General features: G+C 51.8%; 18 protein-coding genes and 1 tRNA gene. 13 read left to right on the forward strand and 6 right to left on the reverse strand.

Translation table 11 applies throughout. The features are described from left to right. On the forward strand, nucleotides 1-293 hold a 293-nt coding region (locus WKK33_RS06240), incomplete at its 5' end, for a hypothetical protein (protein WP_337932966.1). Nucleotides 294-528: 235 nt separating this feature from the next. Here the strand turns inward: WKK33_RS06240 and WKK33_RS06245 are convergent. Then, complete coding sequence (locus WKK33_RS06245; protein WP_321104588.1) at nucleotides 529-837, reverse strand: hypothetical protein; 309 nt, start codon at nucleotides 835-837, stop codon at nucleotides 529-531. A gap of 1,232 nt (nucleotides 838-2,069) precedes the next feature. Here WKK33_RS06245 and WKK33_RS06250 point away from each other — a divergent pair. The 4 genes from WKK33_RS06250 to WKK33_RS06265 are packed head-to-tail and all read left to right on the forward strand — an operon-like array spanning nucleotide 2,070 to nucleotide 6,853. Beyond that, on the forward strand, nucleotides 2,070-3,143 hold the full coding sequence (locus WKK33_RS06250) for a phosphatidylinositol-4-phosphate 5-kinase (RefSeq protein WP_337469410.1): 1,074 nt from the start codon (nucleotides 2,070-2,072) through the stop codon (nucleotides 3,141-3,143). Nucleotides 3,144-3,179: 36 nt separating this feature from the next. Next, on the forward strand, nucleotides 3,180-3,626 hold the full coding sequence (locus tag WKK33_RS06255; protein ID WP_337570688.1) for a YhcH/YjgK/YiaL family protein: 447 nt from the start codon (nucleotides 3,180-3,182) through the stop codon (nucleotides 3,624-3,626). A gap of 21 nt (nucleotides 3,627-3,647) precedes the next feature. Continuing rightward, a complete protein-coding gene (locus tag WKK33_RS06260; protein WP_337932967.1) occupies nucleotides 3,648-5,696 on the forward strand; it encodes an alpha amylase C-terminal domain-containing protein in 2,049 nt (682 codons plus the stop codon). Continuing rightward, on the forward strand, nucleotides 5,693-6,853 hold the full coding sequence (locus WKK33_RS06265; RefSeq protein WP_337932968.1) for a DUF6057 family protein: 1,161 nt from the start codon (nucleotides 5,693-5,695) through the stop codon (nucleotides 6,851-6,853). Before WKK33_RS06260 ends, WKK33_RS06265 begins: the two co-directional genes overlap by 4 nt. Before the next feature lie 82 nt (nucleotides 6,854-6,935). Here the strand turns inward: WKK33_RS06265 and hisC are convergent, their stop codons facing one another. The 3 genes from hisC to hisG form a co-directional block, all read right to left on the reverse strand. Next, the gene (hisC, locus tag WKK33_RS06270) at nucleotides 6,936-7,976 is read right to left on the reverse strand and encodes a histidinol-phosphate transaminase (RefSeq protein ID WP_337568767.1); all 1,041 of its coding nucleotides are present in this window, start codon (nucleotides 7,974-7,976) and stop codon (nucleotides 6,936-6,938) included. A 118-nt stretch (nucleotides 7,977-8,094) separates the two neighbouring features. Then, a complete protein-coding gene (hisD, locus tag WKK33_RS06275) occupies nucleotides 8,095-9,384 on the reverse strand; it encodes a histidinol dehydrogenase (protein WP_337932970.1) in 1,290 nt (429 codons plus the stop codon). 21 nt (nucleotides 9,385-9,405) lie between these two features. After that, a complete protein-coding gene (gene hisG / locus WKK33_RS06280) occupies nucleotides 9,406-10,257 on the reverse strand; it encodes an ATP phosphoribosyltransferase (protein ID WP_287768780.1) in 852 nt (283 codons plus the stop codon). A 192-nt stretch (nucleotides 10,258-10,449) separates the two neighbouring features. Here hisG and WKK33_RS06285 point away from each other — a divergent pair, with 192 nt between their 5' ends. Beyond that, a complete protein-coding gene (locus WKK33_RS06285) occupies nucleotides 10,450-11,547 on the forward strand; it encodes a transglycosylase SLT domain-containing protein (protein ID WP_337932972.1) in 1,098 nt (365 codons plus the stop codon). A 124-nt stretch (nucleotides 11,548-11,671) separates the two neighbouring features. Next, nucleotides 11,672-11,744, forward strand: a tRNA-Phe gene (locus tag WKK33_RS06290). Between the two features lie 376 nt (nucleotides 11,745-12,120). Here WKK33_RS06290 and WKK33_RS06295 read toward each other — a convergent pair. Continuing rightward, entirely contained in the window at nucleotides 12,121-14,328 is a 2,208-nt protein-coding gene (locus WKK33_RS06295; protein ID WP_337932973.1) for a RelA/SpoT family protein, read from the reverse strand. Nucleotides 14,329-14,560: 232 nt separating this feature from the next. On the opposite strand from WKK33_RS06295, the gene WKK33_RS06300 reads away from it, so the two are divergent. The 3 genes from WKK33_RS06300 to WKK33_RS06310 all read left to right on the forward strand — a co-directional run bounded on the left by WKK33_RS06300 (nucleotide 14,561) and on the right by WKK33_RS06310 (nucleotide 17,133). Next, nucleotides 14,561-15,319, forward strand: coding sequence for an SDR family oxidoreductase (locus WKK33_RS06300; RefSeq protein ID WP_215760176.1), 759 nt, complete (start codon nucleotides 14,561-14,563; stop codon nucleotides 15,317-15,319). A 147-nt stretch (nucleotides 15,320-15,466) separates the two neighbouring features. Then, nucleotides 15,467-16,243, forward strand: coding sequence for a 16S rRNA (cytidine(1402)-2'-O)-methyltransferase (gene rsmI / locus WKK33_RS06305; RefSeq protein ID WP_337568776.1), 777 nt, complete (start codon nucleotides 15,467-15,469; stop codon nucleotides 16,241-16,243). 29 nt (nucleotides 16,244-16,272) lie between these two features. Next, nucleotides 16,273-17,133, forward strand: coding sequence for a hypothetical protein (locus WKK33_RS06310; RefSeq protein WP_337932975.1), 861 nt, complete (start codon nucleotides 16,273-16,275; stop codon nucleotides 17,131-17,133). A gap of 541 nt (nucleotides 17,134-17,674) precedes the next feature. On the opposite strand, the gene WKK33_RS06315 is transcribed toward WKK33_RS06310, so the two are convergent. Next, nucleotides 17,675-18,127 (reverse strand): nucleoside deaminase, encoded by a 453-nt coding sequence (locus tag WKK33_RS06315; RefSeq protein ID WP_337932976.1) that lies wholly within the window; start codon nucleotides 18,125-18,127, stop codon nucleotides 17,675-17,677. A gap of 87 nt (nucleotides 18,128-18,214) precedes the next feature. Here WKK33_RS06315 and WKK33_RS06320 point away from each other — a divergent pair, with 87 nt between their 5' ends. Genes WKK33_RS06320 through pyrH form a run of 3 tightly spaced genes read left to right on the forward strand, consistent with a single transcriptional unit; the run spans nucleotide 18,215 to nucleotide 20,119 of the window. Continuing rightward, nucleotides 18,215-18,598 carry a YraN family protein gene (locus WKK33_RS06320; protein WP_337932977.1) on the forward strand — a complete coding sequence of 128 codons (384 nt, stop codon included), beginning with the start codon at nucleotides 18,215-18,217 and terminating at the stop codon, nucleotides 18,596-18,598. Beyond that, nucleotides 18,573-19,379: a biotin--[acetyl-CoA-carboxylase] ligase gene (locus WKK33_RS06325; RefSeq protein ID WP_337932978.1), complete on the forward strand. Its 807-nt coding sequence runs from the start codon at nucleotides 18,573-18,575 to the stop codon at nucleotides 19,377-19,379. Before WKK33_RS06320 ends, WKK33_RS06325 begins: the two co-directional genes overlap by 26 nt. 32 nt (nucleotides 19,380-19,411) lie before the next feature. Beyond that, entirely contained in the window at nucleotides 19,412-20,119 is a 708-nt protein-coding gene (pyrH, locus tag WKK33_RS06330; protein WP_215760170.1) for a UMP kinase, read from the forward strand. The last annotated feature ends 228 nt before the right edge of the window (nucleotides 20,120-20,347 follow it).

Here is a 20,347-nt window from a genome sequence, read left to right on the forward strand (position 1 = left end):
GTTCCAACCTCTCTTATTCTCCTTTGGCTGCTTTAGAGCTTTATGTTAAAAATCCAAATTCGTTGTTCTTTCTCCGCTGGCGCTACGAAAGCGGCAAAGCCGAGCGACCGCGTCTGAGCGTAAATCTCTCATCCCGCATGGCATCTGTGGGAAATAAAAAGCAACCCGAATGGCTTTTCCTTTTAGCCTCAGACGGCTTTCACTACGAATGTTATTTTCTTTTAGCCTTGTGCCTGTTTGCACCTCTTCGCCTCCCAGACGTGTGGCTTCCTGTTCACGTTCATGCCCGTTAGTGTGGGCCGCTCTGATCCGAGCCGATGCGAGCCGTGCGCAATGGGGGGCGCTGGTGTTACACGAGTGGCGATGGTTGGTGATGGGTGGTTGACTCATAGGACGGTGGTGTTGGTGGGTTGATGGGTGGTGTTGGTGACGATCGGTATCTTTTACATGTGCAAAGGTACAACAATGGGCGTTGGCAATCATACGTTTCGATACGATTCGATGCGTTTCGATACGATTTGGTTTTCATCATCTTCTGACGCTCCACGAGCTTGGCAAGCTCCTCGTCGTCGTGCCCACGATGCTCGACAGTTGGCCCTTTCCAGCGCTTCTAACGGCCGCGAGATTGACCATCATTCCGCTCATTTCCTTCCACGAGAGGTCGGGATACGTAAATTCGGCTCCACTTACGTGCGCTCCAAGGATAGGGAAAAGCATGGGAACGATGGGCTGGTGCATGTCTTTCGACACTTGCGAGGGCAAAAGAGCCACGCTTTCGGTGTCTTTTCCCAGGCGTGGTATCGCTGGAGGGGTAGTTTTACTGAGATTGTATTTCATATTCTTCTTGTCGTTAAATGATTAAATGGTTGATAATGAGCCTTTTAGAGGACGTGGATGCTTTCCCGTTCCAGTTGTTCCAGTTGTTCCAATTAATGTTTTTGGTATGCGCGTTCTTATTTTTCTATATATAACTATCTAATTATCAATTAGTTATATAGCCTATAGAAAGGGGTTTGGCATGTGGATATGGTATTTGGAACAACTGGAACAACTGGAACGCTATGCACCCCTTGGCTCACTTCTCCTCTCCGAGGCCATAGGCGAAGCCGCTCGCCACCCGCGTGAGCTCGTTGGCAGCCCTTCGGCAGAAACTCGGCGAAGGTGGGACAGCCCGTTTAGCTCACGAGTAGGCTTCATGGTTTCATGTTTTATTAAGGTGGTTCAAACATGCGCAGGATGGGCTTATGGAAAACAGAACCGATGAAATGGGGGCTTTTGTGAGGTCGATGGCGCAAATATGTCCATTTGGGTGGAACAAATCGTTCGTTTCATGGAACGATTGTTGCAATGAAACATAATTCTACCTTTATGAACGATTTGTTGCAGACAAGAATGGTCATTTAGTGTATCTTTGCAATCGAAAACAAACGAAACGAATATAAGGGGCATGGATATCCTGCATAGATGCAAGGAGCCGTGCCGACAAACTCCTTTACGAAGAGGGTTTGGTAAAACAGGATAGATGATAAGTTTTTAGGTTAATGATAATAATTAGGTTATTAGTTTGATTTTAGGTAATTAGAATTTGGTAGGCTATTAGTTGGATTTGGTAAACTAAGGTTGATTTAGGTAATGATAGTTTCAATAAGGTACATGTAGTTTTCTTGTGAAAGAAGTTTGTACGTCAGGATTAAGAAATTTCAATAGGGATTAGTTTCTTAAGGTAAAAAGATCGTTTCCGGATAGCATTTCCTCAATCTCCATTATTTTATTCCCCATTCCCCATTCCCCAATACCACATTGAGCCCAAATCGGCCATTAGATTTCAATTCTCGTTAGTGTTCAAGAAACCTTCCACGCCAGAGAAACAGGCGACAGGCAAGGCAACACGAGGAAGCCCCAAGTATTTAAGAATGTTAAATAGCGCGGCGAATGCATTAAAAAAAGAAACGACCCGTCGCCTTTCCAAATATTCTTGCTATCTTTGAACAATCATTGATTATGGCATGAAAACGAAAGCAAAGACCTACATATTATTATTTATAATCACCTTGGCACCTTTTGCGGCTATGGCCCAGAAAATATCGTTGGGCTCTTGCACCATCGAGGAGCAAGGCGTGAAGGGCGTGTACAAGGGCGAGATGGCGTCTGGCAAACCTTATGGAAAGGGAAGCGCCCTCTACGAAAATGGCAACAACTATGAAGGGCAGTTTGTGAAGGGCAAGCGCCATGGCTACGGCACCTTCACCTTCGCCGATGGTGAGAAATATGAAGGCGAGTGGGTGCTGGGCCAGCAGAACGGGCGAGGCACCTATTATTTCAGCAACAACAACAAGTATGTGGGCCTTTGGTACCGCGACTACCAAGAGGGGCATGGCGTGATGTATTATTTCAACGGCGACAAGTACGACGGCAACTGGTACCACGACATGCGCCACGGAAAAGGCAAGTACACCTACGCCAACGGCGCCTTCTACACAGGCCAATGGAAGAACGACAAGAAGGAGGGCAAGGGCTTCTTCGACTGGGGCGACGGCACCACCTATGAGGGCGAGTGGGCCAACAACCAGCGGTGTGGCTATGGCGTGAACCGCTATGCCGACGGCGATGTTTACAAAGGCCAATGGAAAGACGATATTCAGCAGGGCCGTGGCATCTACGATTTCCAGAATGGCGACCGCTACGAAGGCGACTACGACCAAGGAGAGCGTACGGGCGAAGGCATATTCAAGTATGCCAACGGCGACCGCTACACAGGCCACTTCAGAGACGGCGAGCGCGAGGGACAGGGCTCGTTTGTATGGGCCAATGGCGACCGCTACGAGGGCCTGTGGAAAGACGACCTGCTCAACGGTCATGGAAAGCTGACAAAGAAAAATGGCGACGTCTTCGAGTGCGACTTCGTGAATGGCAAAATCGATGGGCAGGTCATCATACACTACGCCAACGGAACCCGTTTCAAGGGCACATACAAGAATGGCCAACGCAACGGAAAGGCCATCGAGGAGACCAAGGACGGAAAGCGCTTCGAGGGATCGTATGTGAACGACAGGCGCGACGGCAAGTTTGTGGAGAAAGACCGCAACGGAACCATCCTCTTCACCGGCCATTATGAGAACGGCCGTCGCTTCAACGACCAATAAGGCAAGCAAGAACGCAATCATTTTAAAATACCAACTATGATTATTGACACACTTGACAATCTGGCTCGTTACGAGTCGCTCTATCCGCTCATAGCGGAGGTGGTGGCCTTCATGAAAAACCACGACCTGGAGAGTCTCGAAGCCGGAATGCATCCCATCAAGGGAGAGGTTGCTTATGTGAACATCCAGATGGCCAAAGGCAAGACGGAGAACGAGGCGGCCATCGAGTATCACCGCAAGATGATCGATATCCAGCTGCCCCTGGAGACCGACGAGCGCTACGGCTACACGCCATTGGCCGACCTGCCAGAAGCCCACTTCGATGAGGAGAACGATTTTGCCCTGTTGCCCGGCGTGCGCCCACAAACCATCTTCAACGTCAAGAAAGGGCAGTTTGTGCTTTTCACACCCCAAGACGGCCATGCGCCTTGCATCGCCGACAAAGAGCAGTTCAAGAAAGCCATATTCAAAATAAAAGCTTAAACATCATATCTATATCAAACTATGACAGCAAAGAAATTATCGGTCAAAGCGACGCCTAAGCACATTGGCATCGTGGCCAGCGACCCTTACCTCGAACCTTATGAGGACGCCATCCGTGGTCGACACGAGCACGCATTGTGGAAAATAGGCCAGCTTACACGAAACGGCAGGCAAACCCTTTCCGATTTCGCCGATGGCTACAAATATTTTGGCCTGCACAAAGTGCCGCGTGGAGGATGGGTCTTCCGTGAGTGGGCCCCAACGGCCACCGACATCTACTTGGTGGGCGACTTCAACAACTGGACCGAGGACGAGAAATACCGTTGCAAGCGCATAGAGGTAACAGGCAACTGGGAGCTCAAGCTTCCCGCCAAGGCCATGAAGCACGGGCAGCTTTACAAGATGCACGTGAAATGGGACGGTGGCGAAGGAGAGCGCATCCCCGCATGGTGCCAGCGCGTGGTGCAAGACGAGGTCACCAAGATCTTCACAGCGCAGGTGTGGGCACCGAAAACTCCCTACCAGTGGAAAAAGAAAAACTTCAAGGCCAACACCAACCCCCTGCTCATCTACGAGTGCCATGTGGGAATGGGGCAGGATGCCGAGAAGGTGGGAACCTACACCGAGTTTAAGGACAACGTGTTGCCACGCGTGGCCAAGGACGGCTACAACTGCATACAGGTCATGGCCATTCAGGAGCACCCCTACTATGGAAGCTTCGGCTACCACGTCAGCTCGTTCTTCGCGCCATCAAGCAGGTTCGGAACACCCGAGGAGCTGAAGGCGCTCATCGACGCAGCCCACCAGATGGGAATATCCGTGGTGATGGATATCGTCCACTCGCACGCCGTGAAGAACGAGGTGGAAGGCCTGGGCAACTTGGCTGGCGACCCCAACCAGTATTTCTATCCCGGCGACCGACACGAGCATCCGGCATGGGACAGCCTCTGCTTCGATTATGGCAAGGACGACGTTATCCATTTCTTGCTCAGCAACTGCAAGTATTGGTTGGAGGAGTTCCATTTCGACGGATTCCGATTCGACGGAGTGACCTCCATGCTCTATTACAGCCACGGACTGGGCGAGGCGTTCACCAATTATGGCGATTACTTCAATGGTCATGAGGACGACAACGCCATCTGCTACCTGACGCTGGCCAACAAGCTCATCCATGAGGTGAACCCCAAGGCCATCACCATCGCCGAGGAGGTGAGCGGCATGCCCGGGTTGGCCGCCAAGTTTGAGGATGGCGGCTACGGCTTCAATTACCGCATGGCCATGAACATCCCCGACTATTGGATCAAGACCATCAAGGAGCGCAGGGACGAGGATTGGAAGCCCAGCAGCATCTTCTGGGAGGTGAAGAACCGACGAGCAGACGAGCAGACCATCTCTTATTGCGAAAGCCACGACCAGGCGCTCGTGGGCGACAAGACCATCATCTTCCGACTCATCGACGCCGACATGTATTGGCACTTCAAGCAAGGCGACGAGAACGACATGGTGCATCGCGGAATAGCCCTGCACAAGATGATCCGTCTCGTCACGCTCGGAACCATCAACGGCGGATACCTCAACTTCATGGGCAACGAGTTTGGACATCCCGAGTGGATCGACTTCCCACGTGAGGGCAACGGATGGAGCTACAAATATGCGCGTCGCCAATGGAACTTGGTCGACAACCCCGAGCTCGACTACCACTTCCTGGGCGATTTTGACCAAAAGATGATCGAGGTGGTGAAAGGTGAGAAAAACTTCATCAAGACCCCCGTGCAGGAAATATGGCACAACGATGGCGACCAAGTGTTGGCCTTCATGCGTGGCGACCTGGTGTTTGTGTTCAACTTCTCGCCCACACGTTCCTTCACCGACTATGGCTTCCTGGTGCCCGAGGGCGACTACAAGGTTGTGCTCAATAGCGACGCCAAGGAGTTTGGTGGCAACGGGTTTGCCGACGACACCATGGTGCACCACACCAATTTCGATCCTGTTTACGAAAAGGACCATAAGGGCTGGCTGAAACTGTATATCCCCGCTCGCTCTGCCGTGGTTCTTAAAAAAGACAAATGAAAATCAGCACAATGATTAAAACCACAAAGAATGGCACCATCATCATGAGGGTGATGTGTGCCATTTTTTTCTTGTTGTTCACCTTTTTATACCTTTTCGAATACCAGGCCGACATCCTGGCCGTCACACAGCACGTGCTCGCACATGGCGTCACCCATTACAACCGCATCATCGGCGCCGTGTTGCTGACCATCATCCTATGGGTGCTGCAGCTGGTGATATTTGGCCTGAGTGGCCTCTCGCGCCGTTTCCATGCGCTTACCTACCTGCCCTCGTTGCTGTTGCTGGGCGTGCTTACCGATGTAACATCCCATGTCGACCAAGAGCCTTATCTCGGCAATTGGTTGTGGGGCTTCCCCTTGATCATGGCGGGGTATGCCGGAGTGGTATGGGTGTGCCGGCAGTTGGAGCCGTTGGAACAATCGTCGGGCGATGTGGGCGTGTTCTCGCGCATATCATGGCAGAACCTGCTGGTCATGGTTGTCATGGCCTTGGTGGTGTGTGCCTTGGGCAACTCCGACCGCACGTTCCATTTTCGCATGCGCATGGAAGAGAGTATGGTCAAGGGCAACTTTACCGAGGCCACGCAGGTGGGCGTAAAAGAAGCGGCTACCGACAGCAGCCTCACCATGTTGCGCGTGTGGGCGCTCTCCGAGAACCACATGCTTGGCGACCGCTTGTTTTCCTATCCGCTCGTGGGAGGGTCCGACGCCATGTTGCCAAACGGAGCCTCGGTGAAGCTCATGATGGCCGACGAACGTAAGTTGTACGCCCATCTGGGAGTGGTATTCATACAGAAGATGCGCCCTCGCGTTTACCTCGAGACGCTCCACAAGGCCCATCGGGCCACCGCAGCCGCCCACGACTGGTTGCTTTGCGCTTATCTGCTCGACCGCGACCTGAACCAGTTTGTGCGGCATCTCGCAAAGTATTATCCCATCAATGAGCAACTGCCCAAGCATTACAAGGAGGCCCTCATCATCTATAAACATACCACGAGCCATCCGCTCATAAGCTATTACAACAACGTGAAAGAGGCCGATTACGACGACTTTCAGGACTTAGGCGATAAGTATGGCAACAAGCGTGAACGCTACACGGCGCTACGCGATAAATACGGCGACACCTATTGGTTCTATTATCATTACAAGCGTTGAGGAGCTATCCCGTCAAACGTTGGGAACACTTGAGCCCCAAATCGAGTTGCCGTCGATTTGGGGCTATGTGTTGTCAGGCCGATTAGGGGTTATACTGCCGCAGAGCTCCCATCAACTCGGAGTTCTCGGTCTTGGTTCCAATCGTAATGCGCAAGCACCCCTGGCAAAGCGTTACGCGTGTGCGGTTCCGCACAATGATGCCTTTCTCCACCAGATAGTCGTAGATGGCTTGCGCGTCGGTCATCTTGGCCAAGAAGAAATTGGCGTCCGACGGATACACTTGCTCACAAACAGGCAAGTCGATAAACGCCCGCATCAGCCTCGTGCGTTCCTGAAGCAAGATGGTAACCCACTTCTCCACATTCTCGCGCTCATTGAGCATCTCAAGGGCGTGCTGCTGCGTGAGCAGGTTAACGTTATAGGGATATTTCACCTTGTTGAACAGGTCGATGATGTCTTTGCTGGCAAACGCCATGCCCAAGCGCAAGGCTGCGCAACCCCAAGCCTTGCTCAGGGTGTTGAGCACAATGAGGTTGGGAAATTCCTGCAGGCGCGTGCGGAACATGGGCGCCGTGGAAAAGTCGCCATAGGCCTCGTCGACAACCACGATGCCACCAAACTGGCGAAGCACACCCTCTATCTCCTCCACGGCCATGTTGTTGCCTGTGGGGTTGTTGGGCGAGCAAATCCAGATCACCTTGGTGTGCTTGTCGCAGCTGCGAAGCAGGCTGTCGGCGTGCATCGCATAGTGGGCGTCGAGCTGAACGGGACGGTAGCTCACGTCGTTGGTGTCGGCGCAAACCTTATACATGCCGTAGGTGGGTTCGATGGCCACCACGTTGTCGACGCCGGGGCGGCAAAACACGCGATAAACCAAGTCGATGGCTTCGTCGGACCCGTTGCCCAGGAAAATGTTTTCGGCGGGCACGTTCTTGATCTTCGCCAACTGCGCCTTCAGTTCCGTTTGCAACGGGTCGGGATAGCGGTTGTAGGGTGCGTTGTAGGGATTCTCGTTGGCGTCGAGAAACACACGAGCCTCTTTGCCGGCATATTCGTTGCGGGCCGAGCTGTAAGGGGCTAACTTCCATATGTTGGGTCTAACCAGTTCTTGTAGTGGTTTCATCTGCGATATTCTTTCCGGTTGGAGTAGGTTATACTTGTTTTCTATAATGGGCTCTGTGGACCCCCCTCGCCCCGAGGGCCATGGGGGCGGGGTGCCTGCCCTAAGTGCGCGTGTCGGCTTAGCGAAGCCCCAACTTGCTCATCCTGATGCGCATGGCTTGCGCGTGGGCCTCCAGTTGCTCGTTCTCGGCCATGCAGGCCACGGCATGCCCAATGCTGCCTATGCCAGCCTCCGAAAGATGCTGGAATGTTATCTTGCGGTTGAAACTGTCGAGGTTCACGCCATTGTAAGCCAAGGCATATTGGTGGGTGGGCAATGTGTGGTTGGTGCCGCTGGCGTAGTCGCCGGCGCTCTCGCACGCCCAACGTCCCAGGAACACGCTTCCCGCATTAACGACCTTCTCGGCCAACTTCTCATAATCGGAAGTGGCGATGATGAGGTGCTCGGGGGCGTAGGCGTTGCTCAGGTCCATGGCCTCGGCCTCGTCGCGCACAAGAACGAAGATCGAATTGTTGAGCGATTGTTGCGCTATCTCCTTGCGGGGTAGGGCGGCCAGCTGAATGTCAACTTGCTCGGTAACCTTTTGCAGCATTTCCTCGGAGGTGGTGATCAGAAAAACTTGCGAGTCGATGCCGTGCTCAGCCTGCGAGAGCAAGTCGGCCGCCACAAACTCGGCGTCGCTGCTCGCGTCGGCAACCACACACACCTCGCTGGGGCCAGCGGGCATGTCGATGGCTGTGTCGTGCAGGCTCACCAGTTGCTTGGCGGCCATCACATATTGGTTGCCAGGGCCAAAGATCTTGTAAACACGTGGAATGCTTTCGGTTCCATAAGCCATGGCGCCAATGGCTTGCACGCCACCAGCCTTGAACACATGGCTCACGCCTGCCACTCGGGCGGCCACCAAGATGGCTGGGTTCACCTTCCCCTCACGGTTGGGGGGCGTGCAGAGCACTATCTGCCTGCATCCTGCAATCTTGGCGGGGGTGGCAAGCATCAGCACGGTGGAGAAGAGGGGAGCCGTTCCGCCAGGAATGTAGAGCCCCACCTTTTCTATGGCAACGCTCTTCTGCCAGCACTCCACGCCCTCGCAGGTCTCAATCTTGTGGCTTTCAAACTGTTGTGCCTCATGAAACTTGGCGATATTGCGGTGGGCCAGCACGATGGCGGCTTTCAGATCGTCCGACACCAAACGCTCGGCCTCTTCCATCTCGGCCTCCGTTACCGCAAGCGTATGCAGCTGGGCATGGTCAAACTGCTCCTCATATTTCCTTACGGCATCGTCGCCATGGGCTTTCACCTCACTCAGGATGGTGGAAACCGTGGCGTGCAGTTGGGTGGTGTCTATCTGGGGGCGACGAATGAGGTCGGCCCATAGTTCTCTTGATGGATATTTTATGATCTTCATGATAGTGGCTCCGAATGATCTCTACATGATTATTTTCTCAATGGGGCTTACAAGGATGCCTTGGGCGCCCAAATCCTTTAGCTGGCCAATGATTTCCCAAAAGCGCTTCTCGTCGATCACGGCGTGCAGGGCGCACCAGTCGGGATCCGACAAAGGAATGACGGTCGGACTTTTTACGCCGGGCAGCACCTCGGTGATGGTGGCTATCTGATTCTTGGGAACGTTCATCATTACATATTTCTTGTCTTGGGCTGAGCGAACGGCCTCGAAGCGGAACAGCATTTGGTTCAGGATGTCGTGCTTTTCCTCATCCATGTTCCAGTTGCCGATAAGCATGGCCTCGCTCTTCATCACAGTTTCCACCTCCTTAAGATGGTTGTGGACAAGCGTGGAGCCCGATGACACAATGTCGAAAATGGCGTCGGCCAAGCCAATGCCCGTGCTAATCTCCACCGAACCCGTAATGACATGAACATCAGACTTGATGTTGTTGCTGTTCAAGAATGTGCGAAGGATGTTGGGGTAGGAGGTCGCTATTTTCCGACCGTTGAACCATGACAAGCCAGTATAGTTGACCGCCTTGGGAACGGCCAACGACAAACGGCATTTGGAGAAACCCAAACGCAGGATGGTTTGCACGTCCTCGTGCTTCTCGCGCAGCTCGTTCTCGCCAACAATACCAATGTCGGCAACGCCACTCGCTACGCTCTGGGGAATGTCGTCGTCTCGAAGAAAAAGCACTTCGAGAGGGAAATTAGAACTTTCGACGAGCAATGTTCGTTTGCTCTCTTTTACCTGAATGTCTGCTTCCTTGAGCAAGTTCATTGTGTCCTCATAAAGGCGTCCTTTCGATTGGACCGCAATACGTATCATGCCTATTTTTGTGTTTAAATGTTGTCGAATGAGCTATAAATGCTTAAAAAATTGTGGCAAATATAGTCATTTTAGTTCATTTGTGCAATAAAAGTATTACTTTTGTGGCGAATTACCATGAAAGTCAACGCTTTTTACATATTTATCCTCCTTTTATTTTTCGTCTCCTGCACGGAAACGAAAAAGCAGGCCATGACCCCTTGGGGAACCTCCATAGGGGAAGACTCCATCCCTGCCAGCTCTTCGTTTGGCATGAGCGACATCCAGAACAATGGCGAATTGATTATGCTTACCCTGTCGGGTCCCGAGTCGTATTACGATTATCACGGACATGGCATGGGCTTGCAATATTTGCTTTGCGAGAAGTTCGCGGAGAAGATAGGCGTTTCGCTTCGCGTAGAGGTTTGCAAAGACACGACAGAGATGGTTGAGCGGTTGAAACGAGGCGAGGCCGACGTCATAGCCTACCAGATTCCAAAGAGCTTCCGAGGCATCAGGTACGCAGGCGTGAGCGATGCGTCGCACAAGTCGCAATGGGCTGTCCAGGCCGACAATCAGGAGTTGGCCGATAGTTTGGACCAGTGGTTTAAGCCCGGCATGGTGGCCAAGATGAAGAAAGAGGAGAACTTCCTGCTTTCTACGCGTAGCATAACACGCCATGTTTATTCGCCCATGCTCGACCGTTCGGGGGGCGTCATCTCCCATTACGACCATTTGTTCCGACGCTATGCGCCTTTGGCGCGTTGGGATTGGCGCTTGCTTGCGGCACAATGTTACCAGGAATCGACCTTCGACCCCAAGGCTCGCTCATGGGCAGGTGCCTGCGGACTGATGCAGATCATGCCGTCTACGGCCGACCATCTGGGCTTGTCGCGCGACAACCTGCACGACCCTGAGCAAAACATTGCGGCTGCAGCCAAGTACATACGCGAGCTCAACACCCATTTCCAGGATGTGCCATCGGCCGAGCGAACCCTCTTTGTGCTGGCAAGCTACAACGGCGGCTATTTCCACATACGCGACGCCATGGCGCTCGCCACAAAGCATGGGCAGAATGCACACAGCTGGGCCCATGTGCGAGAGTATGTGTTGAAGCTGGGTAGCGCACCTTATTATAATGACCCCGTGGTGAAGCACGGATACATGCGCGGTTACGAAACGGTGGATTATGTAGACCGAATCAGGGCGCGTTGGGCACAATACCGTGGTGTGGCTGCCGGAGGCGGATCGGGCTCAGGCTTTATAACTCAGCCTGAGCGAGCGCAACGCAAGTACAAATGGCACCTGTAACGCCAGCAAAGATTCATTAGTATTGTTAACAAAGCTTAATGAATTGACAAAACGCTTGTAATTTCAAAAAGATTCATTACCTTTGCACCGCAAAAAGAAAACAACCCCATTCAGGGGAACGTAAGGTACCTTAGCTCAGGTGGTAGAGCAATGGACTGAAAATCCATGTGTCCTTGGTTCAACTCCAAGAGGTACCACAACAAGCCGGACTTTCCTCAAACGGAAAGCCCGGCTTGTTGTGTTTATGCACCCAATGGGTCAGCTACCTCCCAAATACCGAAATCGCCGGCAAAGACTAAACCCCAAATCCGTTAGTGGACTTGGGGCTTAGCGATATTCTTCATCTTAAACCCAAATCGGTCATTAGACCGAAATAGGTGAGTTATTATGATTTTATGACTTCTTTCCAACTCTTGTCAGCGTTTCTTTCGGCATCTTGCTTCCATTCGCGTTTCGCCATAGCCCGCTATGGCTTCAACGAGAATGTCGCAACCTGCTCGAAACAAACACTAACAAGAATTGAAATCTAATGACGATTTGGGTTAAAAGTGGCATTTGTGGGAGTGTGTGGTGTTAGATTCTCTGCACCTGTTTCACTCCCTTCACCATCTTCAGTTTCTTGATGAGCGCCTGCAAACGTGTAGTGTCTTCCAACTGCACAACTAAGTTGCCGGAGAAAAGGCCATCGTGACTGTCGATGTTGATGGAGCGCATCAGAATCTTCTCTTCTTTCGATATGATGCTTGTGATGTTGGATATGATGCCAATGTCGTCGTTTCCTATCACCTTCAGCGTGGTGGAGTATTGCGACGTGCCCTTTCCGCTCCATCGGGCGCGCACGATTCTGTAGCCAAAGCGTCGGCGCATTTCGGGTGCGTTGGGACAATCGGTGCGGTGGATCTTAATGCCGCCGCCCGCCGTTACAAATCCAAAGATCTTATCACCATAAATGGGGTGGCAGCAGGAAGCCAACTGGTAATCGATGCCCTTGAGGTTCTGGTCGATGGTAAGCACGTCGTCGCTTTGGCTCGACAGGTCCTCGACAGGTCCTTCGTACTCAAACTCCTCTGCCGAGCGGGCCTCGTGTTCCTTGGCGTGGTTTTCCTGATAGTTGCGAATCTCCACATACTTGTCGATGATGTCGTTGGGGTCGAGCTTTCCGTCGGACACTTGCTTGTAGAAGTCGGACACCTCCTTGAATCCCATCTTCTTGACAAGGTGGCCCATGATGCTCTCTTCTATCTCGATCTTCTTGTTCTTGAAACGGCGTTCCAGGAGTTCCTTGGCGTACAGGCCGTCCTTGACCTGGGTTTCCTTTAAGGCCAACCGTATCTTAGCACGCGCCTTGGCTGTGGTGACAATGCTGAGCCAAGCGCGCTTGGGCGTTTGGTTGCTTTGGGTGAGAATCTCCACGCTATCGCCCGAGTGCAACTCCTGGCGCATGGGCACCACTTTTCCGTTGACACGTCCGCCCACACAGGTGTTGCCGATCTTCGAGTGGATGCGATAGGCGAAGTCGAGAACGGTGGCGCCTGCGGGGAATTTGAAGAGGTCGCCCTTCGGGGTGAACACAAACATCTCCTCGGGGGCCAACGTCATCTTGAAGTTGTCCATCACCTCCATATTGTCGCCTGCTTCGAGCGCAGCCCGAATGTTGGCCAACCACTCGTCCATTTGGCCACCGCTCTTGATGCCCTTATAGCGCCAGTGGGCGGCCAGGCCGTGCTCAGCGATGTCGTCCATGCGCTCCGTGCGAATTTGCACCTCCACCCATTTGCTCTCAGGTCCGAGCACCGTGATGTGCAGACTCTCGTAGCCATTCGACTTGGGCACCGAGAGCCAGTCGCGCAAGCGCTTGGGGTTGGGCTGGTACATGTCGGTCACGATGGAGTAGGCCTGCCAACACAGTTGCTTTTCGAGGTTATAGGGCGAGTCGATGATGATGCGGATGGCGAAGAGGTCGTAGATGCCCTTGAAACCGCACTTCTGCTTCTTCATCTTTTGCCAGATGGAGTGGATCGTCTTGGTTCGTCCCTTCATGTGGAACTTCAAGCCTGCCTCAGTTAGCTTCTCCTGTATGGGGGCGATGAACTGCTGGATGTAGGCGTCGCGCGATTTCTTGGTGGCGTTCAGCTCTTCCTTGATCATGTAGTAGGCGTCGTGCTCCAAGTATTTCAGCGACAGGTCTTCCAACTCGCTCTTCAAGCCGTAGAGGCCCAACTTGTGGGCCAGGGGGGCATAGAGGTAGCTGGCCTCCTCCGACACTTCATGGCGTGCCTCTTCTTGCTCCACGTCACGTATCTGTCGCATGATGTTCACACGATCGGCAATCATGATGAGGATGACGCGCATGTCCTCGGCAAAGCTCAAGAGCAAGTTGCGGAAATTCTCGCTCTCGATGACGGGATTCTTCTCGTAGAGCTTCTGAATCTTGGCCAATCCCATGACAATGCGTGCCACATTCTCGCCAAACAGTTGGTCTATCTCCTCGTGGTCGTCGTCGTTAGCAACGCTTCCATATAATAAGGTGGCAATTACTCCATCGCGGTGGAGACCAATCTCGTCGACGGCAATTTGTGCGGTTTGCAGCGATGTGAGGATGGGGTTGAGGCCAAATACGTCGCGATGGACATGCCCAGCAACGATGGCTTGGTGGATATATTTTCGAACTTTCTGTTCATCGTGATTTTCCAGAGAGCTGCCGATGGCTGTACGCAGATACTGAATGATCTTGACTGATGTCCTGACTTCCTCTGGTGTAAATTTGAATGTCTTTTCCATGGGCAATTTCTTGTTGTGTGTTTAATGACAATCTCTCTTCATGCAAAGTTATGAAAAAATGAAGATGCGGAGAAAAGGAACTAACAAAAAATTGTTAACTTTGCATAAGTAACACCTTAATACGCCGCCAACAACTTGTTGGGCGCGTTGGTTGTTGGGGTGGGCATGGGGCCGCTTGGAAGATGCGAGAGCGATAAGATCAATACATACCGACTTTTAAAATAATCATGACATGGAAAGAATCGCATTGATTACCGGAGCGACAAGTGGAATAGGGCAGGCATGCGCCCGCCGATTTGCACAGGGTGGGTACAACCTGATACTCACGGCGCGCAGGGACGACAAGTTGCAAGAGGTTAAGCAGCAATTAGAGAAGGAAGGAGTGGAGGTGCTCACGTTGACCTTTGACGTGAGAGACCGCGAGGCTGCCCATAAGGCTTTCGCCAGTTTGCCCGACGCGTGGAAGAACATCGATGTGCTGGTTAATAACGCCGGATTGGCACGTGGCCTTGAGCCCGAGTATGAGGGCGACTACCAGGATTGGGACGAGATGATCGATACCAATGTGAAGGGTCTGCTCACCATGACCCGTTTGGTGGTGCCGGGAATGGTGCAGCGCAACAAGGGCCATGTGGTGAACATCGGCTCGGTGGCAGGCGATGCTGCCTATGCGGGCGGAAACGTGTATTGCGCCACTAAGGCTGCGGTGAAAACCATTAGCGATGGCTTGCGTATTGATGTGGCCGACAGTTGCGTTCGCGTTACCAATGTGAAGCCGGGCTTGGTGGAAACCAATTTCTCCAACATCCGATTCCATGGTGACGAACAGCGCGCCAGTCATGTTTACGACGGCATTAAGCCCCTGACGGGCGACGACATCGCCGATGTGTGCTTCTACGCCGTAAGCGCTCCGGCCCATGTGCAGATTGCCGAGGTGCTTGTGTTGGCCACCCATCAGGCCAGCGGCTCGGTGGTGAAGCGTAATGTGTAAGCCCAAATAGGTGTAATGAACGATTGGGGAAAATAAGCTCACGGACGTTCATCCTGAACGCCCGTGTGCCCTTATAACTTAAAAATTGCAAAGAAACGGATGATTTCTTTGTGTATATAGCAGATTTCATTATATTTGTCCTTCGTTATGGGCATATTGTATATCGTACCCACTCCTGTGGGAAATATGGAGGACATGACCCTTCGCGCCATCCGCATCTTGAAGGAGGCCGATGTGGTGCTTGCAGAAGACACACGAACCTCGAGTGTCCTTCTCAATCATTTCGACATTCACAATCGCTTGGTGTCGCATCATAAGTTTAACGAGCACGGCACATCGCCCGCCTTGGTTCAACGTCTGCTGGCTGGCGAGACGATAGCGTTGGTGAGCGATGCGGGCACCCCTGGCATCAGCGACCCTGGCTTTTACTTGGCGCGCGAGGCCGTGAAGGCGGGGGTCACCGTGCAGACCTTGCCTGGCGCCACGGCGTGCATTCCTGCGTTGGTGTCGTCGGGCTTGCCGTGCGACAGGTTTTGCTTCGAAGGCTTTTTGCCGCAGAAGAAAGGTAGGCAAACCCACCTTGAGGAACTGAAGTCCGAGGATCGCACCATGATTTTTTACGAGTCGCCCTACCGATTGGTAAAGACGTTGAAGCAGTTTGCCGATACCTTTGGAGGCGACCGGCAGGTGAGCGTGGCCCGCGAGGTGTCGAAGGTGCACGAGGAACATGTTCGCGGAACGCTCAATGAGGTAATAGCCCATTTCGAGGAGGTTGAGCCCAAAGGCGAAATCGTCATCGTATTAGCGGGTAACGCGGAAGCCAACGAAACGGTGCGAAAGTCATCGGGCAAAGCGAAGGACAAGCGCGAGAAGACCAATGAGGAACTCTTGCACGAGATGCTTTACGGAAAGAAAAAAGATTAACGCTATCTATCTAACCTAATACTAAGAATATGAAAAAGTTGTTGTTGATTTCAGCCGTTGTGACATTATGTATGGCTATGGCCGGTTGTGGAGGAAAACGCCCGCCGCAGACCACTTACCAGCGTGTGGCCCCTAACGATTCGTTGGAAAAAATCATTGAGCAACGCGACAATGAACTCAACGACATGATGGCTACGCTCAACGATATCCAGGAAGGTTTTAGGGCCATCAACAAGGCTGAGAACCGGGTGAACATTGCCAAAGATGGAGAAGGAGCGGACAAGACGCAGCTGATTCGAGAGAACATCAAGTTCATATCGAGTAGGATGGATGCGAATAGGGCGCTGATAAAGAAACTTCAGAAACAGTTGAGAACCAGCGGTTTTAAGGGCGATGAGATGAAGAGAACCATCGAGAACATGCTGAAACAACTGGAGGATAAGGACCTGCAGTTGCAGCAGTTGCGAGCCGAGCTCGACGCCAAGGATATTCACATTGCAGAGTTGGACGAAACCATCAACAACCTGAACAGCAATGTGTCGAACCTGACGAGCGAAACCGAGCAGAAGACACAGACCATTAACAACCAAGTGCAGCAACTCAACACCGCTTGGTTTGTGTTTGGAACGAAGAAGGAGCTGAAGGACCAGCACGTCATCGTGGATGGTAAGATTTTGCGGTCGAGCTTCAACCATAACTATTTCACGAAGATAGACATTCGTGTTACGAAGGAGATTAAGTTCTACTCGAAGGCTGCCAAGTTGCTGACCAATCATCCATCTGGTAGCTACGTGTTGCAGCGCGACGCCAATCAGCAGTTTGAATTGCGCATTACCAATCCCCAGCAATTCTGGAGCACCAGTAAGTATTTGGTGGTGCTGGTCAAATAAGTTAGGTTGTGAACCCTCATAAGGTATAAACGCCTTTGTGCAAAGCAAACGATGGGGCCTTCTCGTTCCTCCTGTTTGCGGCATAATAAGAAGCCAGTTCTTGTGTTACCGAGTTGTCGCAAGAACTGGTTTTCTTATTTGTTTTGTTGGGATAGTTCTGAAAAAACTGTGCTTACTTTAGTCGTAAAATAGAGTGCGCAAATGCCTTTTTTGTGGCATAAAACGGTTGCGATTTTCCTGAGAGTCGACCATTGGGCATGACTTGAGTTGCGGTTTGGCATGTATCGAACCTCGATAGCTTCCCAATCGCGGTACGGTTAGGCGTCTCTTGTGGGGCGATTAGGCATCTTTCACAAAGATAGAGACATGATGTTGAGTGCTGAATCGAACGATTGCTGGATAAGCTATTGTTAGTCAGCAGATTACCAAAAAGGCATGAGAAGCGCGTATTTGCGGCCAACAATACTCTTGTTTAAAAGAAATGTGTAGTTCTTGCTATAGTTTGTTGCGTAATTTGCAGCCTGAAGTTCCCTTGGGAGGGTTATCGTTTCGTCCTAAAAAACTGCTGCATGATGTCGCGACATTCAGCCTCGAGCACTCCTGTAAGAACGTTGCACTTAGGGTGAAAGGCGTGGGGAGCCAATTGAGCATATCCTCTTTTTTCATCAGGGGCGCCATACACCACACGCTTAATTTGGGCCCATCCTATGGCGCCGGCGCACATGACGCAGGGTTCCACGGTGACATATAGCGTGCAATCGGTGAGATATTTGCCGCCGAGCAGGTTGGCCGCCGCCGTGATGGCTTGCATTTCGGCATGCGCCGTAACATCATGCAATGTTTCGGTGAGGTTGTGGGCGCGGGCGATTATTCTGCCACGAGCAACGACAACAGCGCCTATGGGAATTTCGCCTTCCGCCAAGGCTTGGTTGGCTTCTTGAAGCGCCATACGCATGAAGTGTTCGTCGGTTTGTTGTTGGGAGGAGATAGACATGATGATGAATTTTCAGCAAAAGTACGAATAATATTTTGAAGAGTTAATGATTATTGCTATTTTTGCAAGAAAATCATCATCGTCGATATGGCCGAACACAATGATCTGGGAAAATGGGGCGAGGAGTATGCTGCCGTTTATTTGCAGAAGCAAGGATATGTCATCTTGGATCGCGACTGGAGATATGGTCGCAGCAAGAGCGATATAGACATTATCTGCAAGAGTCCGGATATGAGAACCGTGGTATTTGTGGAGGTGAAGACGCGCGCAACAGAGCAAATACTGGCACCAGAAGACGCTGTGAATGTGCAAAAGGTGCGCCATATAGGAAGGGCCGCCCACAATTATGTGCAGATGTACGACGTTGTGGAAGAGTTGCGGTTCGACATATTAACGATTATCGGCCGCAAAGGCAGCGATGATATACAAATCAATCATATAGAAAATGCTTTCAATCCTCTCCTTGTATAACAAGCTTGTCCGCAAAGGAAACTCGAAAGAGTATGTGCTCTATGAGATGGACGAGACCGACAGCACCAATCTGCGTGTGCGCGAGGTGGCGCAGGCCAATCGGGCGGTAATCGAACAGGCGAAAGCCTTGGCGGTTGTGCTAACAACGGTTTTTCAGACCGCCGGGCGCGGTCAAGGCACCAACACTTGGGAAAGCGAGCGGGGCAAGAACTTGCTGTTCTCCATTCTTGTTCACCCTTCGATGGTGCCCGTGCAGAGCCAGTTCCTGCTCTCCATGATGGGAGCATTGGCGCTCAAGGAGGCTTTGGACGCTTATGTGGCTGAGGGAATTACGCTGAAATGGCCCAACGACATATATTGGAACGACAAGAAAATTAGTGGCACGCTCATAGAGACCTCCCTTTCGGCCAGACATATCAAGGACTGCGTGTTTGGGGTGGGGCTCAACGTGAACCAAGCTTCTTTCTCAGATGCGCTGCCCAACCCTGTGTCTTTGAACCAAATTGTTGGGCACGAGGTGGATAGGGGAGAACTGTTGGAGAAAATCCTATCGTCGTTCGTCAAATACTACAAGATGATTGAAGAAGGTTCCTATGGCGACATCTCGGCCCTCTATCATGAGGCCCTCTACAGAAAACATGGGTTCCATAAATATCGAGACCGGGAGGGCGAATTTGAGGGGGCCATTGTTGAAGTGGAGGACAATGGGCATTTGGTGATGCGCGACCGTGAGGGGCACATTCGGGTGTACGCCCTGAAGGATGTGCAATTTGTGATTTAGACTTATCTTTCTAACAATTATCATATTAAATTATGGCAAGATTCAATCGTATACTTCTCAAGTTGTCGGGCGAGAGCCTGATGGGAAAACAGAGTTATGGCATAGATCCTGAGCGTTTGGCTGATTACGCTCGCCAGATTAAGGAAATCCACGAGATGGGAATTCAGATAGGTATCGTCATTGGGGGTGGTAACATTTTCCGTGGCTTGACCGGTTCTCAGAAAGGTTTCGACCGCGTGAAGGGCGACCAAATGGGTATGTGCGCCACGGTTATCAACTCATTGGCCCTCAGTTCTGCCTTGGGTGCCATTGGCGTGAAGACTAAGGTGCTGACCGCCATTCGCATGGAACCCATCGGTGAGTTCTATAGCAAGTGGAAAGCCATTGAGGCCCTTGAGAACGGCTATGTCTGCATCTTCTCAGCAGGCACGGGCAGTCCCTATTTCACAACCGATACGGGCAGCTCTTTGCGCGGCATTGAGATTGAGGCCGACGTGATGCTCAAGGGCACACGTGTTGACGGTGTGTATACGGCCGACCCCGAAAAGGATCCTCAGGCTGAGAAGTTCACCAAGATTACCTATAAGGAGGTGTTGCAGCGTGGATTGAAGGTGATGGATCTTACGGCCATTTGCATGTGCCAGGACAACCACCTGCCCATCTATGTGTTCAACATGGACGTTGTGGGCAACTTGAAGAAAGTGCTCGACGGTGAGGAAATAGGAACGTTGGTTTACTAACCATTCAACCGATAGACCCACAACCACCTACCCATCGATACAGTTTGAGTGTCGGTCGGTAGGTGGTTGTTTTATTTATATAAAAACGGGACTCACGCTCCCCCCCGGCAAACGTAGAGTCCCGATAAATCGTGATAAATACGAGTAATCGTGATGATTATATTTTTCCTTATTACTAAATACTCAGTTACCAGGTTAGTTTTACAAGGAAACTCTTATTTCAATCAA

It is taken from the genome of Hallella sp., assembly GCF_037460745.1.
Taxonomy (GTDB): domain Bacteria; phylum Bacteroidota; class Bacteroidia; order Bacteroidales; family Bacteroidaceae; genus Prevotella; species Prevotella faecis.

Bases quoted from the DNA above. Each gene is read 5' to 3' on its own strand.
- WKK33_RS06250 (WP_337469410.1), top strand. From the start codon at position 2,070: ATGGCCCAGAAAATATCGTTGGGCTCTTGCACCATCGAGGAGCAAGGC.
- WKK33_RS06300 (WP_215760176.1), top strand. From the start codon at position 14,561: ATGGAAAGAATCGCATTGATTACCGGAGCGACAAGTGGAATAGGGCAG.
- WKK33_RS06255 (WP_337570688.1), top strand. From the start codon at position 3,180: ATGATTATTGACACACTTGACAATCTGGCTCGTTACGAGTCGCTCTAT.
- WKK33_RS06315 (WP_337932976.1), bottom strand. From the start codon at position 18,127: ATGTCTATCTCCTCCCAACAACAAACCGACGAACACTTCATGCGTATG.
- WKK33_RS06285 (WP_337932972.1), top strand. From the start codon at position 10,450: ATGACCCCTTGGGGAACCTCCATAGGGGAAGACTCCATCCCTGCCAGC.
- WKK33_RS06320 (WP_337932977.1), top strand. From the start codon at position 18,215: ATGGCCGAACACAATGATCTGGGAAAATGGGGCGAGGAGTATGCTGCC.
- hisD (WP_337932970.1), bottom strand. From the start codon at position 9,384: ATGAAGATCATAAAATATCCATCAAGAGAACTATGGGCCGACCTCATT.
- WKK33_RS06265 (WP_337932968.1), top strand. From the start codon at position 5,693: ATGAAAATCAGCACAATGATTAAAACCACAAAGAATGGCACCATCATC.
- hisC (WP_337568767.1), bottom strand. From the start codon at position 7,976: ATGAAACCACTACAAGAACTGGTTAGACCCAACATATGGAAGTTAGCC.
- pyrH (WP_215760170.1), top strand. From the start codon at position 19,412: ATGGCAAGATTCAATCGTATACTTCTCAAGTTGTCGGGCGAGAGCCTG.
- WKK33_RS06310 (WP_337932975.1), top strand. From the start codon at position 16,273: ATGAAAAAGTTGTTGTTGATTTCAGCCGTTGTGACATTATGTATGGCT.
- WKK33_RS06295 (WP_337932973.1), bottom strand. From the start codon at position 14,328: ATGGAAAAGACATTCAAATTTACACCAGAGGAAGTCAGGACATCAGTC.
- hisG (WP_287768780.1), bottom strand. From the start codon at position 10,257: ATGATACGTATTGCGGTCCAATCGAAAGGACGCCTTTATGAGGACACA.
- rsmI (WP_337568776.1), top strand. From the start codon at position 15,467: ATGGGCATATTGTATATCGTACCCACTCCTGTGGGAAATATGGAGGAC.
- WKK33_RS06260 (WP_337932967.1), top strand. From the start codon at position 3,648: ATGACAGCAAAGAAATTATCGGTCAAAGCGACGCCTAAGCACATTGGC.
- WKK33_RS06325 (WP_337932978.1), top strand. From the start codon at position 18,573: ATGCTTTCAATCCTCTCCTTGTATAACAAGCTTGTCCGCAAAGGAAAC.
- WKK33_RS06245 (WP_321104588.1), bottom strand. From the start codon at position 837: ATGAAATACAATCTCAGTAAAACTACCCCTCCAGCGATACCACGCCTG.